Here is a 26,260-nt window from a genome sequence, read left to right on the forward strand (position 1 = left end):
GTACGGGCGCCTATCCTCGCACGTTCGCTTTCGGCATCGGCGCTGCCGGCGCTGCCGTCACACGTGTCGGCGCCTGCGCATGCTGCGCCAGCGCCCATTGCACGTGCTCGCGCACCAGCGGCGAGGGATGCTGCGCGCGCGCGCCCAGCGCGGCCAGCACCTGCGGCGTGGTCGGGGCGTTGCCCAGCGCCACCGCCAGATTGCGCAGCCAGCGTTCGTGGCCGCTGCGGCGGATCGCGCTGCCTTCGGTGCGGCGCAGGAATTCGTCTTCCTCCCAGGCGAACAACTGCGCCAGCGTGGCCTTGTCCAGATCGTTGCGGGCGCGGAAGTCCGGCTCGTCGCTGCGCTTGGCGAACTTGTTCCAGGGGCAGATCAGCTGGCAGTCGTCGCAGCCGAAGATACGGTTGCCGATCGCTGGACGCAGGTCTTCGGGGATTGCGCCGTCGTGCTCGATGGTCAGGTAGGCGATGCAGCGGCGCGCATCGAGCCGGTACGGCGCGACGATCGCCTGGGTCGGGCAGACGTCGATGCAGCGCGTGCAGGTGCCGCAGTGCGCGGTGGCCGGCGGATCGATCGGCAGCGGCAGATCGACGTAGATCTCGCCGAGAAAGAACCAGGAGCCGCCGTTGCGGTCGATCAGGCAGGTGTGCTTGCCGATCCAGCCGAGGCCGGCGTCGCGCGCCAGGGCGCGTTCGAGCACCGGTGCCGAATCGACGAACACGCGGTGGCCGAACGGGCCGATCTCCTCTTGAATGCGCTCGGCCAGCTTCTGCAGGCGGTTGCGCATCAGCTTGTGATAATCGCGGCCCAGCGCATAGCGCGCGACGTAGGCGCGCTCGCCGTCGCGCAGCGTGTCCCAGGCCGAATCGTCGTCGTTGCGGCCGTAGTCCAGGCCCACCGAGATCACCCGCAGCGTGCCGGGAATGAGTTCGGCCGGGCGCGCGCGCTTGTCGCCGTGCTGGGCCATCCAGTGCATCGTGCCGTACAGGCCCTGCGCCAGCCAGTCGCGCAGATGCGCCTCGTCCTGCTGCAGTTCGATCCCGGCGATGCCGCAGCGCTGGAAGCCGAACGTGCGCGCCAACGCGCGGATGCGCGCGGCCGCAGCGTGGGGGTCGGCGATGTCGAGGCGGGCGGACATCGCGCAAGTATAGAATCCCGTGCATGTACGACTGCTTCGATCTTTATGCCACCGCGGCCGCACGCCGCATCGATGCGCAGGCCACCGCGCTGCTCGGCGGCGACGGCTACACGCTGATGCAGCGCGCCGGCCAGGCCGCCTGGCAGACGCTGCTGCAGCGCTGGCCACAGGCGCAGCGCATCCTGGTGGCCTGCGGCAGCGGCAACAACGGCGGCGATGGTTACGTGCTGGCCCGGCTGGCGCATCGCGCCGGGCGCCAGGTGCGCGTGCTGCAGTTGCCCGGGCGCGGCCCGCAATCGCCGCTGGCGCAGCGCGCCTGCACCGACTACATCGGTGTCGGCGGTCGCATCGAGGAGTTCGACGCAGCGCTGGCGCCGGCCGATGTGGTGGTCGATGCGCTGCTCGGCATCGGCCTCAATCGCGCACCGGACGCCGAACTGGCCGCGCTGCTCGGCGCGCTGGGCGGACTCGGCGCGCCGGTGCTGGCGCTGGACGTGCCCAGCGGCGTGGACGCCGAGTCCGGCAGCGTGCCCGGTGCGGTGTTGCCGGCAACACTGACGCTGCAGTTCATCGTGGCCCACGCCGGCTTGCATACCGGCGCGGCCTTGAACCATGTCGGCGAGCGGGCGCTGGCGACGCTGGAGGTGCCAGCGGCCGCGTTCGCCGGCTGCGCGCCGCGCGCGCAGGCCTGGGCCGTTGGCGCCTTGCGCAGCCGTCTGGCGCCGCGTCGGCAGGACAGCCACAAGGGCGATTCCGGCCATGTTCTGTGCGTCGGCGGCAACCTCGGCAGCGGTGGGGCGGTGATGCTCAGCGCCGAATCGGCGCTGCGCAGCGGGGCCGGCCTGGTCAGCGTGGCGACCCGCGGCGTGCACGTGGCGCCGTTGCTGGCGCGCTGTCCGGAGGCGATGGTGCATGCGGTCGACGAGGCGGCGTCGTTGGCGCCGTTGCTGGGCAAGGCCAGCGTGGTCGCACTCGGCCCCGGGCTGGGCCAGGACGCCTGGGCGCAGGCGCTGTGGCAGGCGGTGCTGGCCGACGAGGACTGCGCACTGGTGGTGGATGCCGACGCATTGAATCTGCTGGCGCAGGCGCCACGTGCCGTGCCGCAGGCGGTGCTGACCCCGCATCCGGGCGAGGCCGGGCGCCTGCTCGGCATCGCCACCGCCGAGGTGCAACGCGATCGCTTCGCGGCTGCCGCGGCATTGGCCGACCGCTACCAGGCCGCGGTAGTGCTGAAAGGCGCCGGTAGCCTGGTTGCCGCGCCCGGGCAAACGCCACGGGTGATCGCCGCCGGCAATCCGGGCATGGCGGTCGGCGGCATGGGCGATCTGTTGACCGGGGTGATCGCGGCGCTGCGCGCGCAAGGCCTGCCGGCATTCGAAGCGGCCAGCGTCGGCGCCCTGCTGCATGCCGGCGCCGGCGACCATGCCGCTGCCGCGGGCCAGCGCGGGCTGCTGCCCACCGACCTGTTGCCGGCGCTGCGGCGCCTGTCCAATCCGGAATCCGAACCATGAGCATCACCTTGTTCCTGCCCGACAGCGAGGCCACCGAACGTCTCGGCCGCGCGCTGGCCGCGACCCGCCCGGCGCAGGCCTCGGTGCATCTGCACGGGGATTTGGGCGCCGGCAAATCGACCCTGGCGCGGGCGCTGCTGCGCGCGCTCGGCGTGCAGGGGGCGATCCGCAGCCCCACCTACACCCTGGTGGAGCGCTACCCGTTGGCCGACGGCGAGGCCTGGCACCTGGATCTGTACCGCATCGGCGCGGCCGGCGAACTGGATTTCCTGGGGCTGGACGAGGGCGGGGCCACGCTGTGGCTGGTGGAATGGCCCGAGCGCGGTGGGGACGTGCTGGCGCCGGCCGACCTGGACGTGCGCCTGGCGGTGCGCGATCGCGGGCGCAGCGTCGCCCTGCAGGCGCGTACCGATGCGGGCGCCGCGTGGCTGGCGCGGGTGGCCGAGGAGGCCGACTTGCAAGGACTTTTTGCCGGCTGACGCTAGAAAGTGAAGGCAGGTTATGGATTATTAAGGGAAAACCGCTTGCCTTTGGCTCCCAGCGATGTTTGAATCGCGTTATGCGCCCGGGGACCCGTTTTTTCACCAGTCTTGCCGCTGCCGCAGGCTGGTGCCTGGCGGTGCAGACGGCGTTTGCCGGGCAGGTACAGTCGGTCTCGCTCGACAACGGTGCCACCGGCACCCGCGCCGAGATCCGCCTGCAGGGCAGTGGCGGCTTCAGCACGCTGTCGCTGGCCAATCCGAATCGCCTCGTGGTCGATCTTCCCGATTCCTCCGCCGCCAAGGGCCTGAAGCTGCCGGCCGGCGGCGGCGTGGTCAGCGCGGTGCGCACCGGACACCCGGTGCCGGGCACCTTGCGCATCGTGTTCGACCTGAGCAGCTCGGTGGTGGCGTTCAAGCCGCAGATGCAGACCGTCGGCGGCAGTTCGGTGCTGGTGATCGAGTGGCCGGGCGAGGCGCCGTCGGGTCGTGCGGTGGCTGGCGACGCGCCGGCAGCCGCGACCCCGGTACCGCAGGCCGCGCCGCCCGTTCCGGCACCGAAGCCCGCAGTGGATGCGCGCGCCGAAGCGGCACGCGCGACTGCGGCGCTGACCTCGTCGGTGGTGCAGCGTGCCAATCAGCCGACCCCGGTCCCGCCGCCAGTGGCGCCCGCGCCCGCACCGACCGTCGTGGCCTCTGCGCCGAGCGTTGCTGCGGCGGTGCCCGGCCGTCCCGTGCCCGGCGTGGTGCCGACGCCCGCGACGGTCGCGCCGCCGGCGAACGATCCTTCCGAGCGTGACGACGCGGACGACGACGCAGCGGTTGCCGCTGCCGCCGAAGCACGGCCGGTGATGCCGAGCGCGGCATCGCGGGTGAAGATGGCGCCGGGCATGCGCCCGCTGATCGTGGCGATCGATCCGGGCCATGGCGGCCAGGATCCGGGCGCGAGCGGCCCGAGCGGCAAGCACGAGAAGGACGTGACCCTGGCGATCGGCCGCGAACTGGCGCGCCAGATCAACGCCACGCCGGGCATGAAGGCCTACATGACCCGCACCACGGACGTGTTCATTCCCTTGCCGATGCGCGCGCAGAAGGCGCGCGCGGCCAAGGCCGACATCTTCATCTCGATCCACGCCGACGCCGCGGAAAACCGCAGCGCGACCGGTTCCTCGGTGTACGTGCTTTCGACCAAGGGCGCGTCCTCGCAGCGCGCGCGCTGGCTGGCGGACAAGGAAAACGCCGCCGACCTGATCGGCGGCGTGCGCCTGCAGAAGACCGACAGCACCCTGGCCAACGTGTTGCTGGACCTGGCCCAGAGCGGGCACATGAAGGCTTCCGAAGACGCGGCCGGCCATGTGCTGGGCGGGCTGAAGCGGATCGGCAACAACCACAAGCCCGAGATCGAGCGCGCCAACTTCGCGGTGCTGCGCACCTCGGACATGCCGGCGATGCTGGTCGAGACCGCCTTCATCTCCAACCCGGACGAAGAGCGCCGGCTGACCGATCCGGCCTACCAGCGCCGCATCGCCGGCGCGGTGCTCGACGGCGTCAGCACCTTCTTCACCCGGCAGCCGCCGCCGGGCACGCTGTTCGCCGCGCGTGCGCAGGCCGAGGCGGAAGCGGCCAGCACCGTGGCCGGCGGCAGCCGCTGAGGCGCTATCATTAACGGCTGATCCTCGATGACGGCGTCCGCGCCGCGAGCCGTGCCGATGTCCTTTCCCTGCTGTCGTTTTCGTCCTGTCGCCAAGACCGGTGCGCGCCTGCGCGTGCATGGAGCGACGGCGGCATGAGCATTCGTCAGCTGCCCGAGATCCTGATCAACCAGATCGCCGCAGGCGAAGTGGTCGAGCGTCCGGCCTCGGTGGTCAAGGAATTGGTGGAGAACGCGCTGGACGCCGGCGCGCACCGCGTCGACATCGATCTGGAAGAAGGCGGCGTGCGCCTGATCCGCATCCGCGACGATGGTGGCGGCATCGCGCCCGAGGAACTGCCGCTGGCGATATCGCGACATGCCACCAGCAAGATCGCCTCGCTGGACGATCTGGAATCGGTGGGCACGCTCGGCTTCCGCGGCGAAGCGCTGCCGTCGATCGCTTCGGTCAGCCGCTTCACCCTGGCCTCGCGCCGTGCCGGCGACGAACACGGCGCGGCCCTGCAGGTCGAGGGCGGCAAGGTCGGCGAGGTGCAGCCGCGCGCGCTGCCGCCGGGTACCCTGGTCGAGGTCCGCGAGCTGTTCTACAACGTGCCGGCGCGGCGCAAGTTCCTGCGGGCCGAGCGCACCGAACTGGGCCACATCGAGGAGTGGTTGCGTTCGCTGGCGCTGGCGCGCCCGGACGTGGAGCTGCGCGTCTCGCACAACGGCAAGCCGTCGCGGCGCTACAAGCCCGGCGATCTGTATTCGGATGCGCGCCTGGGCGAGACCCTGGGCGAGGACTTCGCGCGGCAGGCGCTGCGCGTGGACCATAGCGGCGCCGGCCTGCGCCTGCACGGCTGGATCGCGCAGCCGCATTACTCGCGCGCCAGTGCCGATCAGCAATACCTCTACGTCAACGGCCGCTCGGTGCGCGATCGCAGCGTCGCCCATGCGGTGAAGATGGCCTACGGCGACGTGCTGTTCCATGGCCGCCAGCCGGCCTATGTGCTGTTCCTGGAACTGGAGCCGTCGCGGGTCGACGTCAACGTGCATCCGGCCAAGCACGAGGTGCGCTTCCGCGATGCGCGGCTGATCCATGATTTCGTCTATCGCACGTTGCAGGACGCGCTGGCGCAGACCCGTGCCGGCAGCCTGCCCGGCGCGCTTGGCGCCGAATCGGCAGCGGCGCCAACCGCGGGCGCTGCGGCCTGGGCACCCGCAGGTGCGCCGAACGGCGGCAGTGGGGCGGGCGGTGGCGGACAGGGCTACGGCTACGGTGCGCAGTGGCGGCCGGCACAATCGCCGCTGGGCTTGCGAGTGGAAGAGGCGCCAGCGGCGTATGCGGCGCTGTACGCGCCTGCCGCGGAGGCGGGAAGTGCCACCGGCCTGCCGCGGCAGACCCAGGACCCGGCCGGCGGCCTGCCACCGACGTCCGCCGACAGTGGCGTGCCACCGCTCGGCTACGCCATTGCGCAGTTGCACGGCATCTACATCCTGGCCGAGAACGCCGACGGCCTGATCGTGGTGGACATGCACGCGGCGCACGAACGCATCGGCTACGAGCGCCTGAAGACCGCGCACGACGGCATCGGCCTGCATGCGCAGCCGCTGCTGGTGCCGATCACCCTGGCGGTCGGCGAACGCGATGCCGACACCGCCGAGCGCGAGGCGGAGACGCTGGCCGCGCTCGGTTTCGAGATCACCCGCAGCGGACCGCAATCGCTGCACGTGCGCAGCATCCCGGCCTTGCTGGCGCAGGCCGAGCCGGAGGCCTTGCTGCGCGACGTGCTCACCGACCTGCGCGAACACGGCCACAGCGGCCGCGTCGCCGGCGCGCGCGACGCGCTGCTGTCGACCATGGCCTGCCACGGCGCGGTGCGCGCCAACCGGCGCCTCACCGTGCCGGAAATGAACGCTTTGCTGCGCGACATGGAAGCCACCGAGCGCTCCGGACAGTGCAATCATGGGCGTCCGACCTGGGCGCGGTTCACCCTGGGCGAGATCGATCGTTGGTTCTTGCGGGGGCGATGATGCGCAAGCGGGTGTGGACGACGGCGTTGCTGGCGGCGCTCGTCGCCTTGGGGGGCTGTGGCAAACAGGCGCCGGCACCGGCCGCGCCGAAGGCGATGGACGCGCGCTTCGTGGCCGACGAACAGGCCTGGCGCGCGCAGCGCCAGCGCGAGCTGCAGGCGCCGGATGGCTGGACCAGCCTGGTCGGCCTGCACTGGCTGGAATTGAAAGAGCACTACATCGGCAGCGGCGCGGACAGCGGCATCCGCCTGGCGGTGGGGCCGGCGCGGATGGCGCTGGTGTCGCAGGTGCAGCGCGAGGTCTACCTGACCCCCGAACGTGGCGCCGCGCTCAGCGTCGCCGGTACGCCGGTGCAGGGGCGCATCCGCCTGTACGGCGACCATGACCCGCAGCCGACGGTGATCGACTTCGACGACGGCAAGGGCAAGCTCAGCCTGATCGAACGCGGCGGCCGTTATGCGCTGCGGGTCAAGCACGCCGACGCGCCGACCCGGCGCAGTTTCACCGGCGTGCCGTCCTGGCCGCTGGCCGAATCCTGGCGCGTGCACGGGCGCTTCGTGCCCAATCCGCCGGGCACGACCCTGCCCATCGTCGACATCATCGGCGTCACCACGCCATCGCCCAATCCCGGCGCGCTGGAGTTCGAGCGCGGCGGCAAGCGCTTCCGCCTGCAGGCGATCGGCGAGCCGGACGGGAAGCTGTTCGTGGTGTTCGCCGACCGCACCAGCGGCCACGGCAGCTACCCGGCCGGACGCTTCCTGGACGTGGATGCACCGGCAGCCGACGGCAGCGTGGTGCTGGATTTCAACCGCGCCTACGATCCGCCATGCGCGTTCACCCCGTTCGCCACCTGTCCGCTGCCGCCGCCGGAGAACCGCCTCGACCTGGCGGTGGATGCCGGCGAGAAGACCTACGCCGCCACCCATTGAACCGAGGATGCCGATGACCCCGTTCCCGCGCCTGTTGCGCCGCCTGCTGCTGGGCCTGTCGCTGTGCCTGGCGCTGCCGGCCTTGGCCCGCACGCCGCCGCCGGTGGCGGCGACGCCCGTCGCACCGGCCGCCGCTGCGCCCGCCGTGGCGCCGCCCACGCCGCTGTTGTGGAAGGTCAGCGGCCCGCGCGGCACGCTGTACTTGCTGGGTTCGTTCCACATGCTCAAGGCCGACGACTACCCGCTGGCGCGCGAGGTCGATGCGGCCTACGCGGCGTCGCCGCGGCTGCTTTTCGAATTGTCGCCGAAGGACGTGGACGCGCCGCAACTGGGTGCGCAGATGCTGCAGGCGGCGCAGCGCCATGACGGCAAGCGCCTGCAGGACGACCTGGACCCGGTCACCTGGGAGCGGCTGCGCCGCTATGCCGCCGGCCACGGCCTGCCGCTGGCGCAGATGAGCGGCTTCGAGCCGTGGTTCGTCGGCCTCAGCATCAGCATCGCCGACATGAAGGCGCAGGGCCTGCAGGCCGATGCCGGGCTGGACCGCCACTTCATGACCCTGGCCCTGCAGGACGGCAAGACCGCCGAGGGCCTGGAGACAGCGCAGGCGCAGATCGACCTGCTCGACGGCATGGACCCGGTGGAGCAGAAGCAGATGCTGACCGAGGCGCTGGACGATGCCGAGCAGGGCGCGGCGCAGACCCTGCGCCTGCACGACGCCTGGCGCCGCGGCGACGAGCGCCAGCTGTGGCAGGAGATCGGCGCGCAGATGAAACGCGACTACCCGCGGCTGTACCAGCGCATCGACGTGGAGCGCAACCAGGCCTGGCTGCCGCGGCTGGAGCAACGCCTGAAGGATGGCGGCGGCGACACCATGGTGGTAGTCGGCGCGCTGCACCTGCTGGGGCCGGACGGCGTGGTCGATGGCCTGCGCGCGCGCGGCTACAAGGTCGAGCGGATCTGCGCGAGCTGCAAGCCGGCGCGGTCGCGCTGAAGCAAGTCTGCGCGGCTTCGCCCGACCCTCATCCGCCCCTTCGGGGCACCGTCTCCCGGTGGGAGAAGGGAGAGGCTAAAGCCCCTCTCCCGTCGGGAGAGGGGTTGGGGTGAGGGCGGGGCGCGAAGCGCTGCGCTGAAGCAAGTCTGCGAGGCTTCGCCCGACCCTCATCCGCCCCTTCGGGGCACCTTCTCCCGGTGGGAGAAGGGAGAGGCTAAAGCCCCTCTCCCGCCGGGAGAGGGGTTGGGGTGAGGGTAGGGCGCGCAGCGCCCCGCCGAACCTCGCCCCGCGCGCAGGGATCAGCGCGGACGCGACTTCGGCGCAGCGCCGGCCGGCGGCTCGCCGGGCTTGCCGGTGCCCGTGCCGGCGGCGGGGCGGCCGAAGCCGGCGCCGAGGTTGCGCTGGAACTCCTGCCACAGCTCCAGGTTGCGCTCGGTGAGCTGGTTCATCATGGTCCACGGGGTCTGCCCCAGCAGATTGCCCATCTGCTGGCGGAACTGCTGCTGCTGGTCGAGAAACACCTGCATGCTGCGCTCCAGGTAGTTGCCCATGAAGCCCTGCAGCGAGTCGCCATAGAAGCGGATGATCTGGCTGAGCAACTGCGTGGACAGCATCGGCTCGCCGTCCTGTTCCTGGTCGGCGATGATCTGCAGCAGGACCGCGCGGCTGAGGTCTTCGCCGGTCTTGGCGTCGCGGACTTCGAATTCCTCGCCGTCGATGATCAGCTGGCGAACGTCTTCGATGGTGATGTAACTGGAGATCTCGGTGTCGTAGAGGCGGCGATTGGGATACTTCTTGATGATGCGAATCTCAGCCATGAAGCGATCGCTCTGTGACGGTAGGCGCGCAGCATGGCGCAGCGCAGCAGGGCTTGCAACCGCCGTTACTCCCTGAACACGCGGGTGCAGCATAGAAATCATGCTGCGCAGCATTCGCGGAGCGGCCAAGGGCCGCCACGCTACGCTTCGCGCCGGTTGGGGTAGCGTTACCTCGCGCGAAAGCCGCCGACCGAGCGGTTCAGTCGATCACCAACCCATGTGGTGGCCGCCGTTGATGTCCAGGTTGGAACCGGTGATCCATGCGGCTTCCTCGGCGACCAGGAACGCCACGGCGTAGGCGATCTCCTCCGGCTTGCCGAGACGCCCGGTGGGGATCTCGGCGGCGATCTTGGCGCGCACTTCCTCCGGCACCGCCATCACCATGTCGGTGGCGACGTAGCCGGGCGAGACCGTGTTGACGGTGATGCCGTAGCTGGCGTTTTCGCGTGCCAGCGAAATGGTGAAGCCGTGCATGCCAGCCTTGGCCGCGGCGTAGTTGGCCTGGCCGTACTGGCCCTTGAGGCCGTTGATCGAGCTGATCTGGATGACCCGGCCCCAGCGCTGCTGGCGCATGCCCTCGATCACCGGTCGGGTGACGTTGAACACCGAGTTGAGGTTGGTGTTGATGACTTCGTGCCATTGCTCGGCGGTCATCTTGTGGAAGGTGGTGTCGCGGGTAATGCCTGCGTTGTTGACCAGGATCTCGACCGGGCCGAGCTGGCGTTCGACCTCATGCACCAGGGCCTGCGCGTGCTCGGGCGAGGCGACGTCGCCGGGGACGATAGCGACGTCATGGCCGCGCTCGCGCATGCGCTGCTGCCAGGCCAGGGCCTTGGCCTGGTCGCGGTAGTTGCTGGCCACGCGGTGGCCCTGCGCGGCCAACCGCTCGCAGATCGCGGTTCCGATGCCGCCGGTGCCGCCGGTGACCAGCGCAACGCGTGATGTCATGGATGTCGCTCCGGATAGAGAGGGAAAGGGAAGAGCGGCCGTGCTGCGGCCGAAGGTGCGATTCTAGTCAGCCTTGATGTCGCTGGGGATGTCGCTGCTGACCGGCGGCATCGTCCACGCTCCGGTCCTGCGCCGGCAGTCCGGCCGGATCGAAGGCCCGCAGCGCCGCGGCCAGCAGCCCCGGCACCGAACCGGCGCCTGCCAATGCTGCGGGCGGCTGGCCCAGCGTGGCCCAGGCCAGGCGCAGCGCCGGCAGCGGGTCGGCATCGTCGAGCGGCAGCGCCGCGTGCGACTTGGACAGCTTGCGGCCGTCGGCGTCGAGCAGCAGCGGCAGATGCAGGTAGCGCGGCGTCGGCAGACCCAGCGCACGCTGCAGCAGGATCTGCCGCGGCGTGGACTCCAGCAGGTCGGCGCCGCGCACCACGTCGGTGATGCCTTGTGCGGCATCGTCGACCACCACCGCCAACTGGTAGGCCCAGCAGCCGTCGGCACGCAGCAGCACCACATCGCCGACCTCGGCATGGACGTCCTGGCTCAGCCGGCCGCGCACGCCGTCGTCGAAGGCGACCACGCTGGCCACGCCGGGCGGCACGCGCAGGCGGATGGCCGGCTGCGCGCGCGGCGCGGCGGCGACGCAGGCATGGTGCACGCCGCCCTGCGCCGCCAGCGCGCTACGGCTGCAACTGCAGGGAAAGGCGAGGCCGGCCTGCAGCAGCCGCTGCAGCGCGTCGCGGTAGACCGGGTCGCGCTCGCTCTGCCGTAGCACCAGCCCGTCGGCCTCCAGGCCGCAGGCGCGCAGGCTGGCCAGTTGCCGCTCGGCGGCGCCGGGCACGCTGCGCGGGCGGTCCACGTCCTCGATGCGCAGCAGCCATTGGCCGCCGGCGTGGCGGGCAAGCAGCCAGCTGCCGAAGGCGGCAAGCAGCGAACCCAGGTGCAGCGGGCCGGTGGGCGAGGGCGCGAAGCGGCCGCGATAGGGAGGCGGGGACATGGGCAAGCTGAATCCTCGGTCAGGTACGCGCTTGAATTCAAGCGGCCGACACCGCAGATTCGAGCCAATCCTTCCATTTAATCTGTGCGGAGCCCACGCTCACATGTTCAATCGTATCGCCCTGTTCCTCATCACCAACCTGGCGGTGCTGGTGCTGGCCGGCATTGTCATGTCCGTGTTCGGGGTCAATCCCAACCAGATGGGCGGCCTGCTGGTGATGGCCGCGATCTTCGGCTTCGGCGGCTCGCTGGTGTCGCTGCTGCTGTCCAAGTTCATGGCCAAGCGCGCCACCGGCGCGCAGGTGATCACCGAGCCGCGCAACCACACCGAGCGCTGGTTGCTGCAGACCGTGCAGCGCCAGGCGCAGGCGGCCGGCATCGGCATGCCCGAAGTGGCCGTGTACGACGGCCCCGAGATCAACGCCTTCGCCACCGGCGCCAACCGCAACAACGCATTGGTCGCGGTCTCCACCGGCCTGCTGCAGAACATGACCGAGGACGAGGCCGAGGCGGTGCTGGGCCATGAGATCAGCCACATCGCCAACGGCGACATGGTGACCATGGCGCTGCTGCAGGGCGTGCTCAACACCTTCGTGATCGTGCTGGCGCGCGTGGTCGGCGGCGTGATCGACAGCTACCTGTCGGGCAACCGCGACGGCCGCCGCGGCCTGGCCTACTTCGCGATCGTGATGGTGCTGGAACTGGTGTTCGGCCTGTTCGCGACGATGATCGCGATGTGGTTCTCGCGCTACCGCGAGTTCCGTGCCGACGCCGGCGGCGCCAGCCTGGCCGGCCGCGCCAAGATGATCGCGGCGCTGCAGCGGCTGGAACTCAACCATGGGCAGAGCACCTTGCCGTCGCAGGTGCAGGCGTTCGGCATCGCCGGCGGCCTGGGCCAGGGCCTGCGCAAGTTGTTCATGAGCCACCCGCCGCTGTCCGAGCGCATCGCCACCCTGCGCGCCTCGCACGTCAACGCGACAGTGAGCTGAGCCACCGCGGGATCGACACGCCGACCGGCGAAGCGCAGGCTTCGCCGGTCGGCGCTTTTGCGAATCCCCAATCCCGAATCCCGAATCTCCGCCCCTCAGGCAAAATCGAACGTCATCCCCGGCGTGGCCAGGCCCACGAACTCGCCCTGCACGTAGTCGACGCCGGCGCTGAACAACAGGCTCATCGAGGTCGCGTCGGAGACGAACTCGGCGATGGTGCGGATGCTCGCCGACTGCGCGCGCGCGGTGATCTCGCGGATCTTGTCCTGGTGTTCGCGGGTCTGGGTCAGGTCCTGGGTGAAGCCGCGGTCCAGCTTCAGGAACGAGGGCTGGAAGTGTGCCAGCAGCTGGAACGAGTCCAGGCCGGAGCCGAACTGTTCCAGCCCGACCTTGCAGCCCAGGGTGGTGGCGTCGGCCAGGAACTGCTGCGCGTTGCGCAGGTGGGTGAACACCTTGGCCTCCGGCGTCTGCAGCCACAGGCGGTCGCCGGGCACGCCGTGCGCGGCCAGTTCGCGCCGGATCAGATCGACCATCTGCGTGTCGGCGAAGGCCTCCGGGCTGACCTTGACCAGCAGGCTGGTGGCGTGGCCGGCGCGCTGGCGTTCACCGATCACCGCGATCGCGCGGGCGACCACCCAGCGGTCGATCTCGGCGGTCAGGCCGTGTTCGGCGGCGATGCCGAGGAAGGTCGACGGGCCGATCAGCTCGTCGTTGCGCTCCAGGCGCAGGTAAGCCTCGTACAGTTCGTGCGGCTCGCCCTGCAGGTTCAGCACCGGCTGGTAGTGCAGCAGGAAGCCGTCGCCCGCCAGGGCCTCGCGCAGGTGCTGGACCCAGCGCTGCACGCGCTCCTCCTCGAGGCGGTCGGCCGCGCCGGGGTCGAAGATCTTGCAGGCATTGCCGCCGAGTTCGACGGTCGCCTGCACGTTCTCGCTGGCGCGCGCCAGGACCTGGCCGACGCTGGCGATCTTCTCGCCGATCTGCACGCCGCCGATGCTGACGGTGACCGTGGCCGAGCGCTCGCCGACGCTGAACACGTGGCTGGCGTAGGCCTGCAGCAGGCGTTCGGCCAGCGCCGCGGTGCGCGCGTAGTCGCCTTCCAGCAGCAGCGCGAAGTTGTGCTCGCCGAAGCGCGCGGCCTGTACGTCGCCGTCGATGGCGGCGGCCAGGTGCTGGGCCAGCGCCGCGACCAGCGCGTCGGCCGAATCCAGGCCGATGTCGGCCAGTAGCCGCGCGTAGTGGTCCGGCTCGACCAGCAGGAAGCCGTACTGGCCCTCGCCGCGGCCGACCTGGGCCACCGCGGTTTCCAGCGCCAGCATGAAGGTCGGGCGGTTGAGCAGGCCGGTGACCTGGTCGCGCTGGCGCAGGTCCTCGACCTCGCGCGCCAGTTCCGGGTCGAACTCTTCGCGGCGGCGGAACACCACCTGCACGCAGGCTTCGCCCTCGTAGCTGGCGGTGGCGAACTCCATCGTCGCCGGAAAGCTGTCGCCTTCCAGGGTGCGTGCGTCCACCTGATACTGCGCCGGCGGCGGCTCGCCCTTGCTTAGCGACTTCAGCAGTTGCTTGAAGCCTTCCACGTGTTGCGGGGCGACCATGTCCAGCAGCGACACGCCTTCGACGTCGTCGAACGACGCGAACCCGAACATCTCCAGGTAGGCGTCGTTGGCCCGGATGTGCATGCCTTCGTGGATGTAGGCGATCGGGTCGCGCGAGGAGGCGATCAGCGCGTCGCAGCGGCGTTCGGTCTCGCGCATCTGCGCCTCGATCCGGCGCAGCCCGCGTCGTGCCTGCAGGTCGGCCCAGGTGGTGCGGACCACCGCCAGCAGATGTTCGGGGCGCTGCCGCAGCGCGATCGCGCGCGCGCCGCCGGCCACGGCCTCCAGCCATTCCTGTTCGTCGATGCGTTCGGCCAGTACGATGACCGGGATGTCCTTGCCGCTGGCCGCGACCCGCTGCAGCACCTGCGGCAGCGGGATCGACTGGGCCTGCGCGCTGAGCACCAGGTCGATCGGCTGCGCGGCCAGCGTCGCCGACAACTCCTCGGCGTGCTGCGGCCGCGACGGGCGCACGGCGATGCCGCTGTTGCGCAGGCTGCTGACGATCGCCTCGGCGTCTTCGCCGCTGTCGTCGACGATCATCAGGCGGAGGGTGATGTCTTTGCCTGTGTGCATGAAGCCTCCCGGAGACGGGGTTTAATACACGATGGCCGCTGCGGCGTCCATGAATGAGGGGCGGGGATTGGGGATTCGGGAGTGGGGATTCGAGGTGAAGCGGAGATTTGGGATTCGGGAGTGGGGATTCGCCAAGGCGGGCTCATCACGGCTGTAGATACGCGAGCCAGCCCAGGCCGACCAACCCAACCCGTGCGGAGTTTGTCTTGACGAATCCCCAATCCCGAATCCCCAATCCCGGCGGCGGGGTCACGCCGCCAAACCAGCCGCATGGCCCGAGGCCCAGGCCCACTGGAAGTTGTAGCCGCCCAGCCAGCCGGTGACGTCGAGCACTTCGCCGACGAAGTACAGGCCGGGCACGCGCCGCGATTCCATGGTCGAGGACGACACCTGGTCGGTATCCACGCCGCCCAGGGTGACTTCGGCAGTGCGGTAACCTTCGGTGCCGCTGGCCACCAGCGGCCAGGCGCCGAGTAGCTCGGCGGCCGCGCGCAACTGCGGTTCGTCCAGTTGGCGCACCGGTTTGTCCGGCAGCCACACCTCGCACAGGCGTTGCGCGAAGCGGCGCGGCAGCGCCTCGCCCAGCACCGTGCGCAGCTCGGCGGCACCGCGCAGGCGTTTCTGGTCGCGCAGCCAGCTCGCCGCGTCCTGCCCCGGCAGCAGGTCCAGGCGCAGGTCGTCGCCCGGCTGCCAGTACGAGGAGATCTGCAGGATCGCCGGGCCGCTGACCCCGCGGTGGGTGATCAGCATGAAGTTGCGGAAGCGCGCGCCGTTGCAACTGGCCTCCACCGGCAAGGCGAGGCCGGACAGGTCGTGCAGGCGTTCCTGGTGCTTGCCGCTCAGGGTCAGCGGGACCAGCCCGGCACGGGTCGGCAGCACCGCGTGGCCGAACTGCCGCGCCAGTTCGTAGCCGAAGCCGCTGGCGCCGAGGCTGGGAATCGATAGGCCGCCGGTGGCCACCACCAGCGACGTCGCATGCACCGGGCCATCGTCGGTGTCCAGGCGGAAGCCCTCGCTGCCGCGTTCCACCGCGCGCACGCTGCAACTGGTGCGCACCGTTACCTCGGCCGCGGCGCACTCGTCCACCAGCATGCGCACGATCTGCTTGGAGGAGACGTCGCAGAACAGCTGCCCCAGTTCCTTCTCGTGGTAGGCGATGGCGTGGCGTTCGACCAGGTCGATGAAGTCGGCGGGGCGGTAGCGGGCCAGCGCCGACTTGCAGAAGTGCGGATTGGCGGACAGGAAGTTGCCCGGCCCGGTGCCGGTATTGGTGAAGTTGCAGCGGCCGCCGCCGGACATCAAGATTTTCTTGCCGACCTTGTTGGCATGGTCGATCACCCGCACCCGGCGTCCGCGCTGGCCGGCGGCGATCGCACACATCAGCCCGGCGGCGCCGGCACCGATCACCACGACGTCGGTCTGGATGGGGGCGTTCCCGGCGCTCATGCCGCGGCTTTGCGCACCGAGGGGGTGAAGGCGAAGCTGCCGCTGTCGCCCAGCCACTGCACTTCGCCGTCCTGGATCATCACGTCGAACCGCATGCTGCGCTGGATCAGCTCGGCCGCCGCGGCGACGGCGTCGGCCGGCAGGTCGATCACCTGCACCTGCTTGAGCTTGGCCAGGGCGGAGGCATTCTTGTCCCACCAGATGTCCGCGGCGCGGCCGCCGTAGTTGGCCACCACCACCGAGCGCGCCCGGCCGCAGGCCTTGCGCACCCGCGACTCGTCGGGCTGGCCGACCTCGATCCATTGCTCGATCGCGCCGGTGTAGTCCATCCGCCACAGGTCGGGCTCGTCGTCGCTGCTCAGGCCCTTGCCGAACAGCAGGCGCTCCTCGGCGAACAGGGCGAAGGTCAGCAGGCGCGCCATCAGCCGCTGGTCGGTCTCGGACGGGTGTTGCGCCAGGGTCAGGGAATGGGCGGCGTAGTAGCCGCGGTCCATGTCGGAAATCTGCAGCTCCGCCTTGCGGAGGGTGGCGGTGAGGGCCATGCGGCTACCGGGATCGAGGGCGCAATAGGATACGGTGTGCGGCGGCGCCGGGCCCGGAACGTGCGTGGGACATGGGGATCGGTGCCGGCCGCCTTGGCTGGGGCGGGCGAGGGGCCGCAGGCTGATGTGGACGCATGCGCCATGGCCTCGGGCTCGGTCGCCGTTGCCAGGTACGCGGGCGGATTTGCGCAATTTCCACGGGCCGGCAGGGGGTTCGGCCGCGCTGGCGCTAACTTTAGGGTTGGGTTCAGCTTCCTTGTGGTGGATCCCGGTTTGTCTACACAAACATGTCGCTTTTTGAGCGCTACCCGCGTATGGTGACCCCACTGTGTTTGCTAGAGTCACCGTGAATCGTGGCTTGGTGCAGTAGATCTCGCGATCCACTTCATCGTTCCGCTCGCTTTACTAACGCCTGCAACTCAGTCTCGGCCTCGATTTCCGATGGCTGCGATTTCTTCAATTCAATGTTTCAGGAGTTAGCAAAATGACTGACCGTCAGAACGGCACCGTGAAGTGGTTCAACGATGCCAAGGGCTTCGGCTTCATCACCCCGGAAAGCGGCCCGGACCTGTTCGTGCATTTCCGCGCGATCCAGGGCACCGGCTTCAAGTCGCTGCAGGAAGGCCAGAAGGTGACCTTCGTCGCCGTGCAGGGCCAGAAGGGTATGCAGGCTGACCAGGTGCAGGCCGTCTAAGGACGCCCGCCACCGCAAGGTTGCCAGACGCCGGAAGCGCAAGCTTCCGGCGTTTTTGTTTGGGCGATCGTTTTTCGGGCATCGCGCGCGCTGCGGCGGCGGCGCTGCGGCCGGGTCGCCAGGCGCAGCGACGGGCCCTGCATGCGCGGCTTCACACCCGCATCCGGCTACCATGGCGGCCCCCGAGCTCCGGAGCCGTCGCCATGATCACCGTGCATCACCTCAACCAGTCCAGGTCGCAGCGCGTGTTGTGGTTGCTGGAGGAACTGGCGCTGCCGTACCAGGTGATCAAGTACCAGCGCGATCCCAAGACCATGCTGGCGCCGCCGGAACTGCGCGCGATCCATCCGCTGGGCAAGTCGCCGGTGCTGGTGGACGACGGCCACGTCCTGGCCGAGTCCGGGGCGATCCTCGACTATCTGGTGGACCGCTACGACACCGGCAGCACGCTGTCGCCGGCGCCGCAGCCGCTGGATTCGCCCGAGCGCCTGCGCTACCGCTACTGGATGCACTACGCCGAGGGCTCGGCGATGCCGCCGCTGCTGATGAGCCTGGTGTTCGGGCGGATCCGCTCGGCGAAGATGCCGTTCTTCGCGCGGCCGATCGCCAAGGCCATCGTCGACAAGGCGATGCAGGGCTTCGTCGGGCCGCAGGTGCGCCTTCACCTGGACTGGATGGAGCGCGAGCTGGCCGAGACTGGCTGGTTCGCCGGCGACCGCTTTACCGCGGCGGACGTGCAGATGAGCTTCCCGGTGCAGGCCGCGGCCGCGCGCATCGGCCTGCAGACGCATCCGAACCTGGCCGGGTTCGTGCAGCGGATCGAGCAGCGCCCGGCCTATCTGCGCGCGCTGCAGCAGGGCGGCCCGTTCGAGCTGCTCGGTAGCGCGGACGGCTGAACCCGGTTCGCGCCGCTCGCGGTGCCGGCCGGATCAGGGGCCGGCGGGACGCGCCGGGCAGGCGCGCACGAAGGCGATGCTGTCGGCCATGACCGGCAGCGCCGGGTCGTCCTTGCGCAGCGCCAGCACCAGACGCATGTGGCCGACGCCGGGATAGGTCTTCAATTCGGCCGGCACCCCGACGCGCTGCAGCGCGGCCTGCAGCGACTGGCTGTTGTGCGGTTCCACCACCGTGTCGGCGTCGCCGTGCAGCAGCAGCGCCGGCGGCTCGTCGCCGTCGACGAAGTTCACCGGCTGCGAGCGCCGCTGCTGTGCCGGGTCCTGGCCGAACATGCCGATCAGGTCCGGGTCGGTCAGCGGCAGGAAGTCGTAGGGGCCGGCCAGCCCGACCAGGCCGCACAACTGCCGCGGCGACAGGCCCTGCGCCTGCAGCCAGTGGCCATCGGTGGCCAGCAGCGCGGCGATGTGCGCGCCGGCGGAGTGGCCCATCAGCACCAGCCGTTGCGGGTCGCCGCCATACTCGGCGGCATGGCGCTGGCTCCAGGCCACGGCGCTGGCGGCGTCGCGCATGAACCCATCCAGGGTCACCTGCGGATACTTGCGGTAGTCCGGCACGATCGCGACCACGCCGTGCCGGGCCAGCGCTTCGCCGGCCCAGCGGTAGTTCTGGCGGTTGCCGGTCTTCCAGGTGCCGCCGTGGAAGAACACCACCACCGGCGCGTGCTGCACCCCGGCCGGGCGGTACACGTCCAGCGCCAGGCCGTGCGCCGCGTCGTAGACGATCCCGCGCTGCTCGCTGAGGCCATGGCGCGAGGAACCGGCGTTGAGGCCGCCGAAGAACAGGCTGCTGCAGGCAGAGACCAGCAGCGAGGACAGGGCAATCAGGGCGTTGCGGGGCCAGCGGGGCGGAGACGGACGGTCGGACATGGGCGATCCCGGAGAGGAGCGCGGAGCATGCCGGATGCCCATGTCGGTGGCGAGTGGAGGTGGGGCGGGGATTGGGGATTCGGGAGTGGGGATTGGCAAGAGCGTGGGCTTGCGGTGCCCGCGTCGGCGCCGTGGAGCTTTTGCGGCGCCGTACCCTCACCCCAACCCCTCTCCCGGGGGGGGAGAGGGGCTTGTACTCCCTTCTCCCTGCGGGAGAAGGTGCCCCGGAGGGGCGGATGAGAGTACGGCGAAGCCCGGTGCACTTGAAACACAGCATGCGCTTCGCGCCCCGACCCTCACCCCAACCCCTCTCCCGGGGGGAGAGGGGCTTTGCAGGCCCGCGCGGCGACAGGCCTGCACCGTGTGCTCACCTCGCGGCCTTTTCAATCCAGGTTGTGCCTTCTACGCTGTGCTCATGACTGCCTTGCGTTTCGACAATCGCTTCGTCGCCGAGCTGCCTGGCGATCCGGAAACCGGTCCGCGCCGCCGCGAGGTGCTGGGGGCGCTGTGGTCGCCGGTCGAGCCGACCCCGGTGGTGGCGCCTCAGCTGCTGGCGTATTCGCCGGAGGTGGCGACCTTGCTCGGGCTGTCCGAGCAGGAGGTGCGGTCGCCGGAGTTCGCCGCGGTGTTCGCCGGCAATGCGCGCTATCCGGGCATGCAGCCCTATGCGGCGAACTACGGCGGCCACCAGTTCGGGCATTGGGCCGGGCAACTCGGCGACGGCCGCGCGATCTCCCTGGGCGAGGCCCTGGGCGCGGACGGGCGGCGCTGGGAACTGCAGCTCAAGGGTGCCGGGCCCACGCCGTATTCGCGTGGCGCCGATGGCCGCGCGGTGCTGCGCTCCTCGGTCCGCGAGTTCCTGTGCAGCGAGGCCATGCATCACCTGGGCGTGCCGACCACCCGCGCGCTGAGCCTGGTCGGCACCGGCGAGACGGTGGTGCGCGACATGTTCTACGACGGCCATCCGCGCGCCGAACCGGGCGCGGTGGTGTGCCGGGTGGCGCCGTCGTTCGTGCGCTTCGGCAGTTTCGAATTGCCGGCCGCACGCGGCGACACCGCCTTGCTGCGGCGCCTGGCCGACCTGGTGATCGCGCGCGACTTCCCGCACCTGCAGGGTGCCGCTGGCGCGCGCGACGCGGCCTGGTTCGCCGAGATCTGCGCGCGTACCGCGCGCATGGTCGCGCACTGGATGCGGGTCGGCTTCGTGCACGGGGTGATGAACACCGACAACATGTCGATCCTGGGGCTGACCATCGACTATGGCCCCTATGGCTGGGTCGACGACTACGACCCGGACTGGACACCCAACACCACCGATGCGCAGGGCCGTCGCTACCGCTTCGGCACCCAGCCGCAGGTCGCGTACTGGAATCTGGGGCGGCTGGCGCAGGCGCTGGCACCGCTGTTCGACGACGTCGCGCCGCTGCACGACGGCCTGGAGCGGTTCCGCGCCGAGTATGCGCAGGCCGAGCGCGACAACATCGCCGCCAAGCTCGGCCTGGCGACCTGCGCCGACGACGATGTGGCGCTGATGCGCGATGGGCTGGACCTGCTGCAGCAGGGCGAGGTCGACATGACCCTGTGGTTCCGCGGGTTGAGCGCGTTGCCGCTGCAGCCTTGGGCGCCGGCGCAGGCCCTGGCGGCGCTGGCCGAGGCGTTCTACGACCCGGCCCGGCTGGCGACGCAGGCCCCGGCCTTCGAGGCCTGGCTAGCGCGCTACGCGCAGCGCCTGCAGCAGGATCCGTTGCCCGCCGCCGCCCGCGTCGCACGGATGCGTGCGGCCAATCCGCGCTACGTGCTGCGCAACTACCTGGCGCAGCAGGCGATCGACCGCGCCGAGCAGGGCGACACCGGCGGCATCGACGAACTGCTGGAGGTGATGCGCCATCCCTACGACGAACAGCCCGGGCGCGAGGCCTTCGCGGCGAAGCGGCCGGACTGGGCGCGGAGCCGGGCCGGCTGCTCGATGCTGTCCTGCAGTTCCTGAGCAGGGCCGGCGCGTGCGCTCAGGCTGTCGGTCCGGGCGCTGATGGCGCGGTCCGGCGCGCGATTCGGGCGAGGCGTGAGGTTTTCCAGCGTGCGGGGCTCGCAACCGCCCCCCGTCGCCCGCCGGCGTACGCCCGGCCCGCGCCTGATGCCCGTCCTGCGCCGTGACGGCGAAGGGGTGAGGGCACCTTCATCAGCGCCTTCTTGTCTTTGATAAATTAGACGCTCCCCTTTCGTCGTCCCCAGGATCAAGCGCATGCCCGCGCCTCTCGTCCAGCGCCGCCGCGCGCTGCCGTTGCTGCTGTCCGTCGTCGTGCTCGCGTTCGCCGGCTGCAAGGGCGGAGGCAGCGCCCAGACACCGGCGCCGAAAACGGTGGAGGTGCTGACCCTGCAGCCGCAAAGCGTGCCGCTGAGCGTTGAACTGGCCGGGCGCACGGTGGCCTCGGAAGAATCGGAGGTGCGGCCGCAGGTCAGCGGCATCCTGCGCCAGCGCCTGTTCGAAGAGGGCGCCACGGTGCGGGCCGGGCAGCCGCTGTTCCAGATCGAGCCGACCCTGTACCAGGCCGCGGCCAACCAGGCACAGGCCAATCTGGCCACCGCCGAGGCCACGCTCGCCGCCGCCACGCTGCGTGCCGAGCGCTACCGCACGCTGGGCAAGACCCGGCTGGCCGCGCAGCAGGACGTGGACGATGCGCAGGCCGCCTACAAGCAGGCGCTGGCCAGCCGCGACGCGCAACGCGCGGCGCTGGACACCGCACGCACGCAACTGCGCTTCGCCACGGTCGTGGCGCCGATCGGCGGGCGCATCGGCCGCGCGCGGGTGACCCCGGGCGCGCTGGTCACCGCCAACCAGACCGATGCCATCGCCAAGATCCAGCAGCTGGATCCGATGAACGTGGACATCACCCAGTCCGGCAACCAGTTCCTGGCGCTGCGCCGGGCGATCGCCGCCGGCGGCGTGCAGCCGGCCAGCACGCAGGTGCGGCTGACCCTGTCCGACGGCACCGCGTACCCGCTGCCGGGCACGCTGGAGTTCGCCGACCTCGACGTGGAGGAAACCACCGGCGCGGTGACCCTGCGCGCGCGTTTCCCCAATCCGGATGCGCAACTGCTGCCGGGCATGTACGTGCGTGCGCTGGTGGGGCAGGGCGTGCGCCAGCAGGCGCTGCTGGTGCCGCAGGCGGCGGTGGACCGCACCCCGCGTGGCGAAGCCGTCGCCTGGGTGGTGGGTGCCGACAACGTGGTGCGCCAACGCGAGTTCACCACGCTGCGCGCGGTGGGCGATCGCTGGCTGGTCGGCGATGGCCTGAAGCCCGGCGAACGGGTGGTGGTGGCGGGTCGGCAAGGCCTCAGCGACGGTGCCAAGGTGACGGTGAAGGCCGCCGCCGCCGCGCCTGCCGCCGGCCAGGGCTGAGCCGCATGCTGCCGCGTTTCTTCATCCACCGCCCGATCTTCGCCTGGGTCCTGGCCATCTGCATCATGGCCGCCGGCGCCATCGCCGTGTTCACCCTGCCGATCGAGCAGTACCCGGACATCGCGCCGCCCTCGGTCAATGTCACCGCCACCTACAACGGTGCCTCGGCGCAGACCGTGGAGGACAGCGTCACCCAGGTGATCGAACAGCAGATCAAGGGCATCGACCACCTGCTGTACTTCTCCTCGACCAGTTCTTCGTCCGGACAGGCGCGGATCAGCATCACCTTCGACCAGGCGGCCAATCCCGACATCGCCCAGGTGCAGGTGCAGAACGCGGTCAACCAGGCGCTCAACCGTCTGCCGCAGGAAGTGCAGCAGCAGGGCGTGACCGTGGCCAAGTCGCAGGGCGACAGCCTAATGGCGGTGGCGATCTACGACCGCACCGACCGCATGGACAACGTCGACATCTCCGACTACCTGGTCAGCACCCTGCAGGACCCGATCAGCCGCATCAACGGCGTCGGCGAGATCAACGTGTTCGGCGCGCAGTACGCGATGCGGGTGTGGCTGGACCCGCACAAGCTCAACGCCTACCAACTCATGCCCGGCGACGTGCGCAGCGCGATCCTGGCGCAGAACACCCAGGTCACCGCCGGCGAGCTCGGCGCGCTGCCCACCGGCGCCGAGCAGGAACTCAACGCCACGGTCACCGCGCAGTCGCGGCTGCAGACGCCCGAGCAGTTCCGGCAGATCATCCTGGCCACGCGCGCGGACGGCTCCAGCGTGCGCCTGGGCGATGTGGCGCGGGTGGAGATCGGCGCGGAGAACTACCAGAACAACGCCACGCTCAATGGCCACCCGGCGTCCGGCTTCTCGGTGACGCTGTCCGCCGGCGCCAATGCGATCGCCACCTCCGACGCGATCCACGCCACCATCGAACGGCTCAAGCCGACCTTCCCGCCGGGCCTGGACGTGGCCTATCCGCGCGACAGCACGCCGTTCGTGCGCATCTCCATCGAGAACGTGGTGCACACCCTGGCCGAGGCCATCGTGTTGGTGGTGGTGGTGATGTTCCTGTTCCTGCAGAACGCCCGCGCCACGTTGATCCCGGCGATCACCGTGCCGGTGGTGCTGCTGGGCACCTTCGGCATCCTTGCCGCGGCCGGCTTCACCATCAACACGCTGACCCTGTTCGCGATGGTGCTGGCGATCGGCCTGCTGGTGGACGACGCCATCGTGGTGGTGGAGAACGTCGAGCGGATCATGCACGAGGAGCACCTGCCGCCGCGCGAGGCCACCGAGCGCTCGATGGGCGAGATCACCGGCGCGCTGATCGGCATCACCGTGGTGCTGGGCGCGGTGTTCCTGCCGATGGCGTTCTTCGGCGGCTCCACCGGCATCATCTACCGGCAGTTCTCGATCACCATCGCCTCGGCGATGGCGCTGTCGGCGCTGGTCGCGCTGACCCTGACCCCGGCGCTGTGCGCGACCCTGCTCAAGCCGGTGGAGCAGGAGCGCAAGCTCGGCCGTTTCTTCCAATGGTTCAACCGCAGCGTCGAGCGCGGCCAGCAGGCCTACCAGCGCCGTCTCGGCACGGTGCTGCAGCGGCCGCGGCGCTGGATGGCGCTGTATGCGCTGGTGGTGCTGGCGATGGTCGTGCTGTACATGCGCATGCCCACCGGCTTCCTGCCGGTGGAGGACCAGGGCCAGGTGCAGATCCAGTTCACCACCCCGGAAGGCACGCCGCTGGCCAAGACCCAGGCCCTGGGCAAGCGCATCAGCGACTACTTCATGACCCACGAGAAGGCCAATCTCACCGCGATCTTCATGGTGGTGGGGCGCAACAACGCCGGCACCGGGCAGAACGCCGGCCAGGCCTTCGTGGCGCTCAGACCCTGGGGCGAGCGCAACCGCGACAACACCGCGCAGGCCATCATCGACCGCGCCAACGCGCATTTCCGCGGCGTCGGCGATGCCAAGATCAGCGTGCTGTCGCCGCCGGCGGTGCGTGGCCTGGGCCAGTCCAGCGGCTTCGAGCTGTGGATCCGCGACAGCGACGGCGCCGGCCGCGCAGCGCTGCTGAAGGCGCAGCAGCAGGTGCTCAAGGCCGCCGGCGACGATCCGCAGCTGACCGCGGTGCGGCTCAACGGCCTGGGCGACAAGGCGCAGCTGCAGGTGGACATCGACCATGCCCAGGCCAGCGCGCTGGGCCTGGCGCAGAGCGACATCAATACGACCCTGGCCACTGCGTGGGGCGGCAGCTACGTCAACGACTTCATCGACCGCGGCCGGGTCAAGCGCGTGTACGTGCAGGGCGACGCGCCGTACCGCGCGCTGCCGGAGGACATCGCGCAGTGGTACGTGCGCGGCAGCGGCGGGCAGATGGCGCCGTTCGCCAGTTTCGCCAGCACCCACTGGACCCGTGGCCCGCAGCTGCAGCAGCGCTTCAATGGCCTGCCGGCGTCGCAGATCCAGGGCGGGGCGGCGGCCGGCAGCAGTTCCGGCGAGGCGATGCAGCGCATGCAGGCGCTGGTGGCCAAGCAGGAGGGCTTCGATCTGCAGTGGAGCGGGCTGTCCTACCAGGAGCAGTTGTCCAGCAACCAGACGCTGTGGCTGTACACCGCCTCGATCCTGTTCATTTTCCTGTGCCTGGCGGCGCTGTACGAGAGCTGGTCGATCCCGGTGGCGGTGCTGCTGGTGATTCCGCTGGGCGTGGTCGGCACGGTGCTGGCGACCACGCTGGCCGGCTTCGTCAACGACATCTATTTCCAGGTCGGCCTGCTGACCACGATCGGCCTGTCGGCGAAGAACGCGATCCTGATCGTCGAATTCGCCGAGGCGCGACAGCGTGCCGGGCGGCCGTTGCTGGAAGCGACGCTGGAAGGCGCGCGACTGCGCCTGCGGCCGATCGTGATGACCTCGCTGGCGTTCGTGGCCGGCGTGCTGCCGCTGGCGCTGTCCACCGGCGCCGGCGCCTCCAGCCGCCGCGAGATCGGCGTGTGCGTGATCGGCGGCATGGTCACCGGCACCGTGCTGGCGGTGTTGCTGGTGCCGTTGTTCTTCGTGCTGGTGCGGCGCGCGCTGCGGCGCAGCCCGGCGGATGCGGCAACGGCAGCGCACAGCGGGTAGGATGTCGCGCCCCCCATCGATCGTCCCGGCCTGCCGGGACGCGTGACCATGACCGACGCCGTTGCCGATTCCCCGACCTGGGCCACTTTGATTCGCGATGTGCCGGACTTTCCCAAGCCCGGCATCCTGTTCAAGGACATCACCCCGCTGCTGGCCGACGGGCCTGATTTCGCCTCCGCCCTGGATGCGTTGGCCCAGCCCTGGCGCGGCACTCCGCTGGACGCGGTGCTGGGCATCGAGGCCCGCGGCTTCATCCTCGGCGCGCCGCTGGCGCACGAACTGCGCACCGGTTTCGTGCCGGTGCGCAAGCCCGGCAAGCTGCCGGCACAGACCCTGGCCCAGGACTACGGCCTGGAGTACGGCCGCGACCGCATCGAGATCCATGCCGATGCGCTACGGCCGGGCATGCGCGTGCTGCTGGTCGACGACGTGCTGGCCACCGGCGGTACGCTGCTGGCGGCCCTGGCCCTGGCGCAGCGGATGGGTGCCGAGGTGGTGGCGGCGACGGTGCTGGTGGAACTCGGCGAACTCGGTGCGCGGGCGCGCTGGCCCGCGGACATTCCGCTCACCGCGCCGTTGCGCTACTGAGGCCGATACCG

At 70.4% G+C, this 26,260-nt stretch carries 21 protein-coding genes; 13 read left to right on the plus strand and 8 right to left on the minus strand.

The window, feature by feature from the left end:
- Nucleotides 1-10: 10 nt before the first annotated feature.
- Nucleotides 11-1,138: a tRNA epoxyqueuosine(34) reductase QueG gene (queG, locus tag GGR64_RS13900; RefSeq protein ID WP_184646558.1), complete on the minus strand. Its 1,128-nt coding sequence runs from the start codon at nucleotides 1,136-1,138 to the stop codon at nucleotides 11-13.
- 23 nt (nucleotides 1,139-1,161) lie between these two features.
- Here queG and GGR64_RS13905 point away from each other — a divergent pair, with 23 nt between their 5' ends.
- The 6 genes from GGR64_RS13905 to GGR64_RS13930 all read left to right on the plus strand — a co-directional run bounded on the left by GGR64_RS13905 (nucleotide 1,162) and on the right by GGR64_RS13930 (nucleotide 8,715).
- Entirely contained in the window at nucleotides 1,162-2,649 is a 1,488-nt protein-coding gene (locus tag GGR64_RS13905; RefSeq protein ID WP_184646560.1) for an NAD(P)H-hydrate dehydratase, read from the plus strand.
- A complete protein-coding gene (gene tsaE, locus GGR64_RS13910; RefSeq protein WP_160967399.1) occupies nucleotides 2,646-3,128 on the plus strand; it encodes a tRNA (adenosine(37)-N6)-threonylcarbamoyltransferase complex ATPase subunit type 1 TsaE in 483 nt (160 codons plus the stop codon). Before GGR64_RS13905 ends, tsaE begins: the two co-directional genes overlap by 4 nt.
- An 80-nt stretch (nucleotides 3,129-3,208) precedes the next feature.
- Nucleotides 3,209-4,780: an N-acetylmuramoyl-L-alanine amidase gene (locus GGR64_RS13915; RefSeq protein ID WP_184646562.1), complete on the plus strand. Its 1,572-nt coding sequence runs from the start codon at nucleotides 3,209-3,211 to the stop codon at nucleotides 4,778-4,780.
- A gap of 134 nt (nucleotides 4,781-4,914) precedes the next feature.
- Nucleotides 4,915-6,792, plus strand: a complete 1,878-nt coding sequence (gene mutL / locus GGR64_RS13920) for a DNA mismatch repair endonuclease MutL (RefSeq protein WP_184646564.1) — start codon at nucleotides 4,915-4,917, stop codon at nucleotides 6,790-6,792.
- Nucleotides 6,792-7,721: a DUF1684 domain-containing protein gene (locus GGR64_RS13925; protein ID WP_184646566.1), complete on the plus strand. Its 930-nt coding sequence runs from the start codon at nucleotides 6,792-6,794 to the stop codon at nucleotides 7,719-7,721. The genes mutL and GGR64_RS13925 overlap by 1 nt, the downstream gene beginning before the upstream one ends.
- A 13-nt stretch (nucleotides 7,722-7,734) precedes the next feature.
- On the plus strand, nucleotides 7,735-8,715 hold the full coding sequence (locus GGR64_RS13930) for a TraB/GumN family protein (RefSeq protein WP_184447666.1): 981 nt from the start codon (nucleotides 7,735-7,737) through the stop codon (nucleotides 8,713-8,715).
- 299 nt (nucleotides 8,716-9,014) lie between these two features.
- On the opposite strand, the gene phaR is transcribed toward GGR64_RS13930, so the two are convergent.
- From phaR to gluQRS, 3 genes are all read right to left on the minus strand, one after another.
- Nucleotides 9,015-9,533 (minus strand): polyhydroxyalkanoate synthesis repressor PhaR, encoded by a 519-nt coding sequence (gene phaR, locus GGR64_RS13935; RefSeq protein ID WP_184447667.1) that lies wholly within the window; start codon nucleotides 9,531-9,533, stop codon nucleotides 9,015-9,017.
- A gap of 207 nt (nucleotides 9,534-9,740) precedes the next feature.
- Nucleotides 9,741-10,481, minus strand: coding sequence for a beta-ketoacyl-ACP reductase (locus GGR64_RS13940; RefSeq protein WP_160967408.1), 741 nt, complete (start codon nucleotides 10,479-10,481; stop codon nucleotides 9,741-9,743).
- A gap of 67 nt (nucleotides 10,482-10,548) precedes the next feature.
- Nucleotides 10,549-11,469: a tRNA glutamyl-Q(34) synthetase GluQRS gene (gene gluQRS, locus GGR64_RS13945; protein WP_184447668.1), complete on the minus strand. Its 921-nt coding sequence runs from the start codon at nucleotides 11,467-11,469 to the stop codon at nucleotides 10,549-10,551.
- A gap of 103 nt (nucleotides 11,470-11,572) precedes the next feature.
- Here gluQRS and htpX point away from each other — a divergent pair, with 103 nt between their 5' ends.
- Nucleotides 11,573-12,457 (plus strand): protease HtpX, encoded by an 885-nt coding sequence (gene htpX, locus GGR64_RS13950; protein ID WP_160967411.1) that lies wholly within the window; start codon nucleotides 11,573-11,575, stop codon nucleotides 12,455-12,457.
- A gap of 95 nt (nucleotides 12,458-12,552) precedes the next feature.
- On the opposite strand, the gene GGR64_RS13955 is transcribed toward htpX, so the two are convergent.
- The 3 genes from GGR64_RS13955 to GGR64_RS13965 all read right to left on the minus strand — a co-directional run bounded on the left by GGR64_RS13955 (nucleotide 12,553) and on the right by GGR64_RS13965 (nucleotide 16,613).
- A complete protein-coding gene (locus GGR64_RS13955; protein WP_160967413.1) occupies nucleotides 12,553-14,625 on the minus strand; it encodes an EAL domain-containing protein in 2,073 nt (690 codons plus the stop codon).
- A gap of 249 nt (nucleotides 14,626-14,874) precedes the next feature.
- Entirely contained in the window at nucleotides 14,875-16,071 is a 1,197-nt protein-coding gene (locus GGR64_RS13960) for an NAD(P)/FAD-dependent oxidoreductase (protein WP_184646568.1), read from the minus strand.
- Nucleotides 16,068-16,613 (minus strand): YaeQ family protein, encoded by a 546-nt coding sequence (locus tag GGR64_RS13965; RefSeq protein ID WP_160971085.1) that lies wholly within the window; start codon nucleotides 16,611-16,613, stop codon nucleotides 16,068-16,070. Before GGR64_RS13965 ends, GGR64_RS13960 begins: the two co-directional genes overlap by 4 nt.
- A 484-nt stretch (nucleotides 16,614-17,097) precedes the next feature.
- Between GGR64_RS13965 and GGR64_RS13970 the strand changes: the two genes are divergently transcribed.
- Entirely contained in the window at nucleotides 17,098-17,307 is a 210-nt protein-coding gene (locus GGR64_RS13970; protein WP_184646570.1) for a cold-shock protein, read from the plus strand.
- Between the two features lie 203 nt (nucleotides 17,308-17,510).
- Complete coding sequence (locus GGR64_RS13975) at nucleotides 17,511-18,203, plus strand: glutathione S-transferase (RefSeq protein WP_184646572.1); 693 nt, start codon at nucleotides 17,511-17,513, stop codon at nucleotides 18,201-18,203.
- A gap of 33 nt (nucleotides 18,204-18,236) precedes the next feature.
- On the opposite strand, the gene GGR64_RS13980 is transcribed toward GGR64_RS13975, so the two are convergent.
- Nucleotides 18,237-19,130, minus strand: coding sequence for an alpha/beta hydrolase (locus GGR64_RS13980; protein WP_160971079.1), 894 nt, complete (start codon nucleotides 19,128-19,130; stop codon nucleotides 18,237-18,239).
- A 415-nt stretch (nucleotides 19,131-19,545) separates the two neighbouring features.
- Here GGR64_RS13980 and GGR64_RS13985 point away from each other — a divergent pair, with 415 nt between their 5' ends.
- The 4 genes from GGR64_RS13985 (at nucleotide 19,546) to GGR64_RS14000 (ending at nucleotide 26,249) form a co-directional block, all read left to right on the plus strand.
- Entirely contained in the window at nucleotides 19,546-21,117 is a 1,572-nt protein-coding gene (locus GGR64_RS13985) for a YdiU family protein (RefSeq protein ID WP_184646574.1), read from the plus strand.
- Nucleotides 21,118-21,372: 255 nt separating this feature from the next.
- Nucleotides 21,373-22,530, plus strand: a complete 1,158-nt coding sequence (locus tag GGR64_RS13990; protein ID WP_184646576.1) for an efflux RND transporter periplasmic adaptor subunit — start codon at nucleotides 21,373-21,375, stop codon at nucleotides 22,528-22,530.
- A 5-nt stretch (nucleotides 22,531-22,535) separates the two neighbouring features.
- Nucleotides 22,536-25,661: an efflux RND transporter permease subunit gene (locus GGR64_RS13995; RefSeq protein WP_184646578.1), complete on the plus strand. Its 3,126-nt coding sequence runs from the start codon at nucleotides 22,536-22,538 to the stop codon at nucleotides 25,659-25,661.
- Nucleotides 25,662-25,709: 48 nt separating this feature from the next.
- The gene (locus GGR64_RS14000) at nucleotides 25,710-26,249 is read left to right on the plus strand and encodes an adenine phosphoribosyltransferase (protein WP_160970731.1); all 540 of its coding nucleotides are present in this window, start codon (nucleotides 25,710-25,712) and stop codon (nucleotides 26,247-26,249) included.
- The last annotated feature ends 11 nt before the right edge of the window (nucleotides 26,250-26,260 follow it).

The sequence above is a fragment of the Xanthomonas sp. 3307 genome (assembly GCF_014199735.1).
Lineage (GTDB): Bacteria > Pseudomonadota > Gammaproteobacteria > Xanthomonadales > Xanthomonadaceae > Xanthomonas_A > Xanthomonas_A rydalmerensis.

What these genes read in the sequence shown, in the direction of transcription:
- queG (WP_184646558.1), bottom strand. Translation starts at nt 1,138, where the DNA reads ATGTCCGCCCGCCTCGACATCGCCGACCCCCACGCTGCGGCCGCGCGC.
- GGR64_RS13905 (WP_184646560.1), top strand. Translation starts at nt 1,162, where the DNA reads ATGTACGACTGCTTCGATCTTTATGCCACCGCGGCCGCACGCCGCATC.
- tsaE (WP_160967399.1), top strand. Translation starts at nt 2,646, where the DNA reads ATGAGCATCACCTTGTTCCTGCCCGACAGCGAGGCCACCGAACGTCTC.
- GGR64_RS13915 (WP_184646562.1), top strand. Translation starts at nt 3,209, where the DNA reads ATGCGCCCGGGGACCCGTTTTTTCACCAGTCTTGCCGCTGCCGCAGGC.
- mutL (WP_184646564.1), top strand. Translation starts at nt 4,915, where the DNA reads ATGAGCATTCGTCAGCTGCCCGAGATCCTGATCAACCAGATCGCCGCA.
- GGR64_RS13925 (WP_184646566.1), top strand. Translation starts at nt 6,792, where the DNA reads ATGCGCAAGCGGGTGTGGACGACGGCGTTGCTGGCGGCGCTCGTCGCC.
- GGR64_RS13930 (WP_184447666.1), top strand. Translation starts at nt 7,735, where the DNA reads ATGACCCCGTTCCCGCGCCTGTTGCGCCGCCTGCTGCTGGGCCTGTCG.
- phaR (WP_184447667.1), bottom strand. Translation starts at nt 9,533, where the DNA reads ATGGCTGAGATTCGCATCATCAAGAAGTATCCCAATCGCCGCCTCTAC.
- GGR64_RS13940 (WP_160967408.1), bottom strand. Translation starts at nt 10,481, where the DNA reads ATGACATCACGCGTTGCGCTGGTCACCGGCGGCACCGGCGGCATCGGA.
- gluQRS (WP_184447668.1), bottom strand. Translation starts at nt 11,469, where the DNA reads ATGTCCCCGCCTCCCTATCGCGGCCGCTTCGCGCCCTCGCCCACCGGC.
- htpX (WP_160967411.1), top strand. Translation starts at nt 11,573, where the DNA reads ATGTTCAATCGTATCGCCCTGTTCCTCATCACCAACCTGGCGGTGCTG.
- GGR64_RS13955 (WP_160967413.1), bottom strand. Translation starts at nt 14,625, where the DNA reads ATGCACACAGGCAAAGACATCACCCTCCGCCTGATGATCGTCGACGAC.
- GGR64_RS13960 (WP_184646568.1), bottom strand. Translation starts at nt 16,071, where the DNA reads ATGAGCGCCGGGAACGCCCCCATCCAGACCGACGTCGTGGTGATCGGT.
- GGR64_RS13965 (WP_160971085.1), bottom strand. Translation starts at nt 16,613, where the DNA reads ATGGCCCTCACCGCCACCCTCCGCAAGGCGGAGCTGCAGATTTCCGAC.
- GGR64_RS13970 (WP_184646570.1), top strand. Translation starts at nt 17,098, where the DNA reads ATGACTGACCGTCAGAACGGCACCGTGAAGTGGTTCAACGATGCCAAG.
- GGR64_RS13975 (WP_184646572.1), top strand. Translation starts at nt 17,511, where the DNA reads ATGATCACCGTGCATCACCTCAACCAGTCCAGGTCGCAGCGCGTGTTG.
- GGR64_RS13980 (WP_160971079.1), bottom strand. Translation starts at nt 19,130, where the DNA reads ATGTCCGACCGTCCGTCTCCGCCCCGCTGGCCCCGCAACGCCCTGATT.
- GGR64_RS13985 (WP_184646574.1), top strand. Translation starts at nt 19,546, where the DNA reads ATGACTGCCTTGCGTTTCGACAATCGCTTCGTCGCCGAGCTGCCTGGC.
- GGR64_RS13990 (WP_184646576.1), top strand. Translation starts at nt 21,373, where the DNA reads ATGCCCGCGCCTCTCGTCCAGCGCCGCCGCGCGCTGCCGTTGCTGCTG.
- GGR64_RS13995 (WP_184646578.1), top strand. Translation starts at nt 22,536, where the DNA reads ATGCTGCCGCGTTTCTTCATCCACCGCCCGATCTTCGCCTGGGTCCTG.
- GGR64_RS14000 (WP_160970731.1), top strand. Translation starts at nt 25,710, where the DNA reads ATGACCGACGCCGTTGCCGATTCCCCGACCTGGGCCACTTTGATTCGC.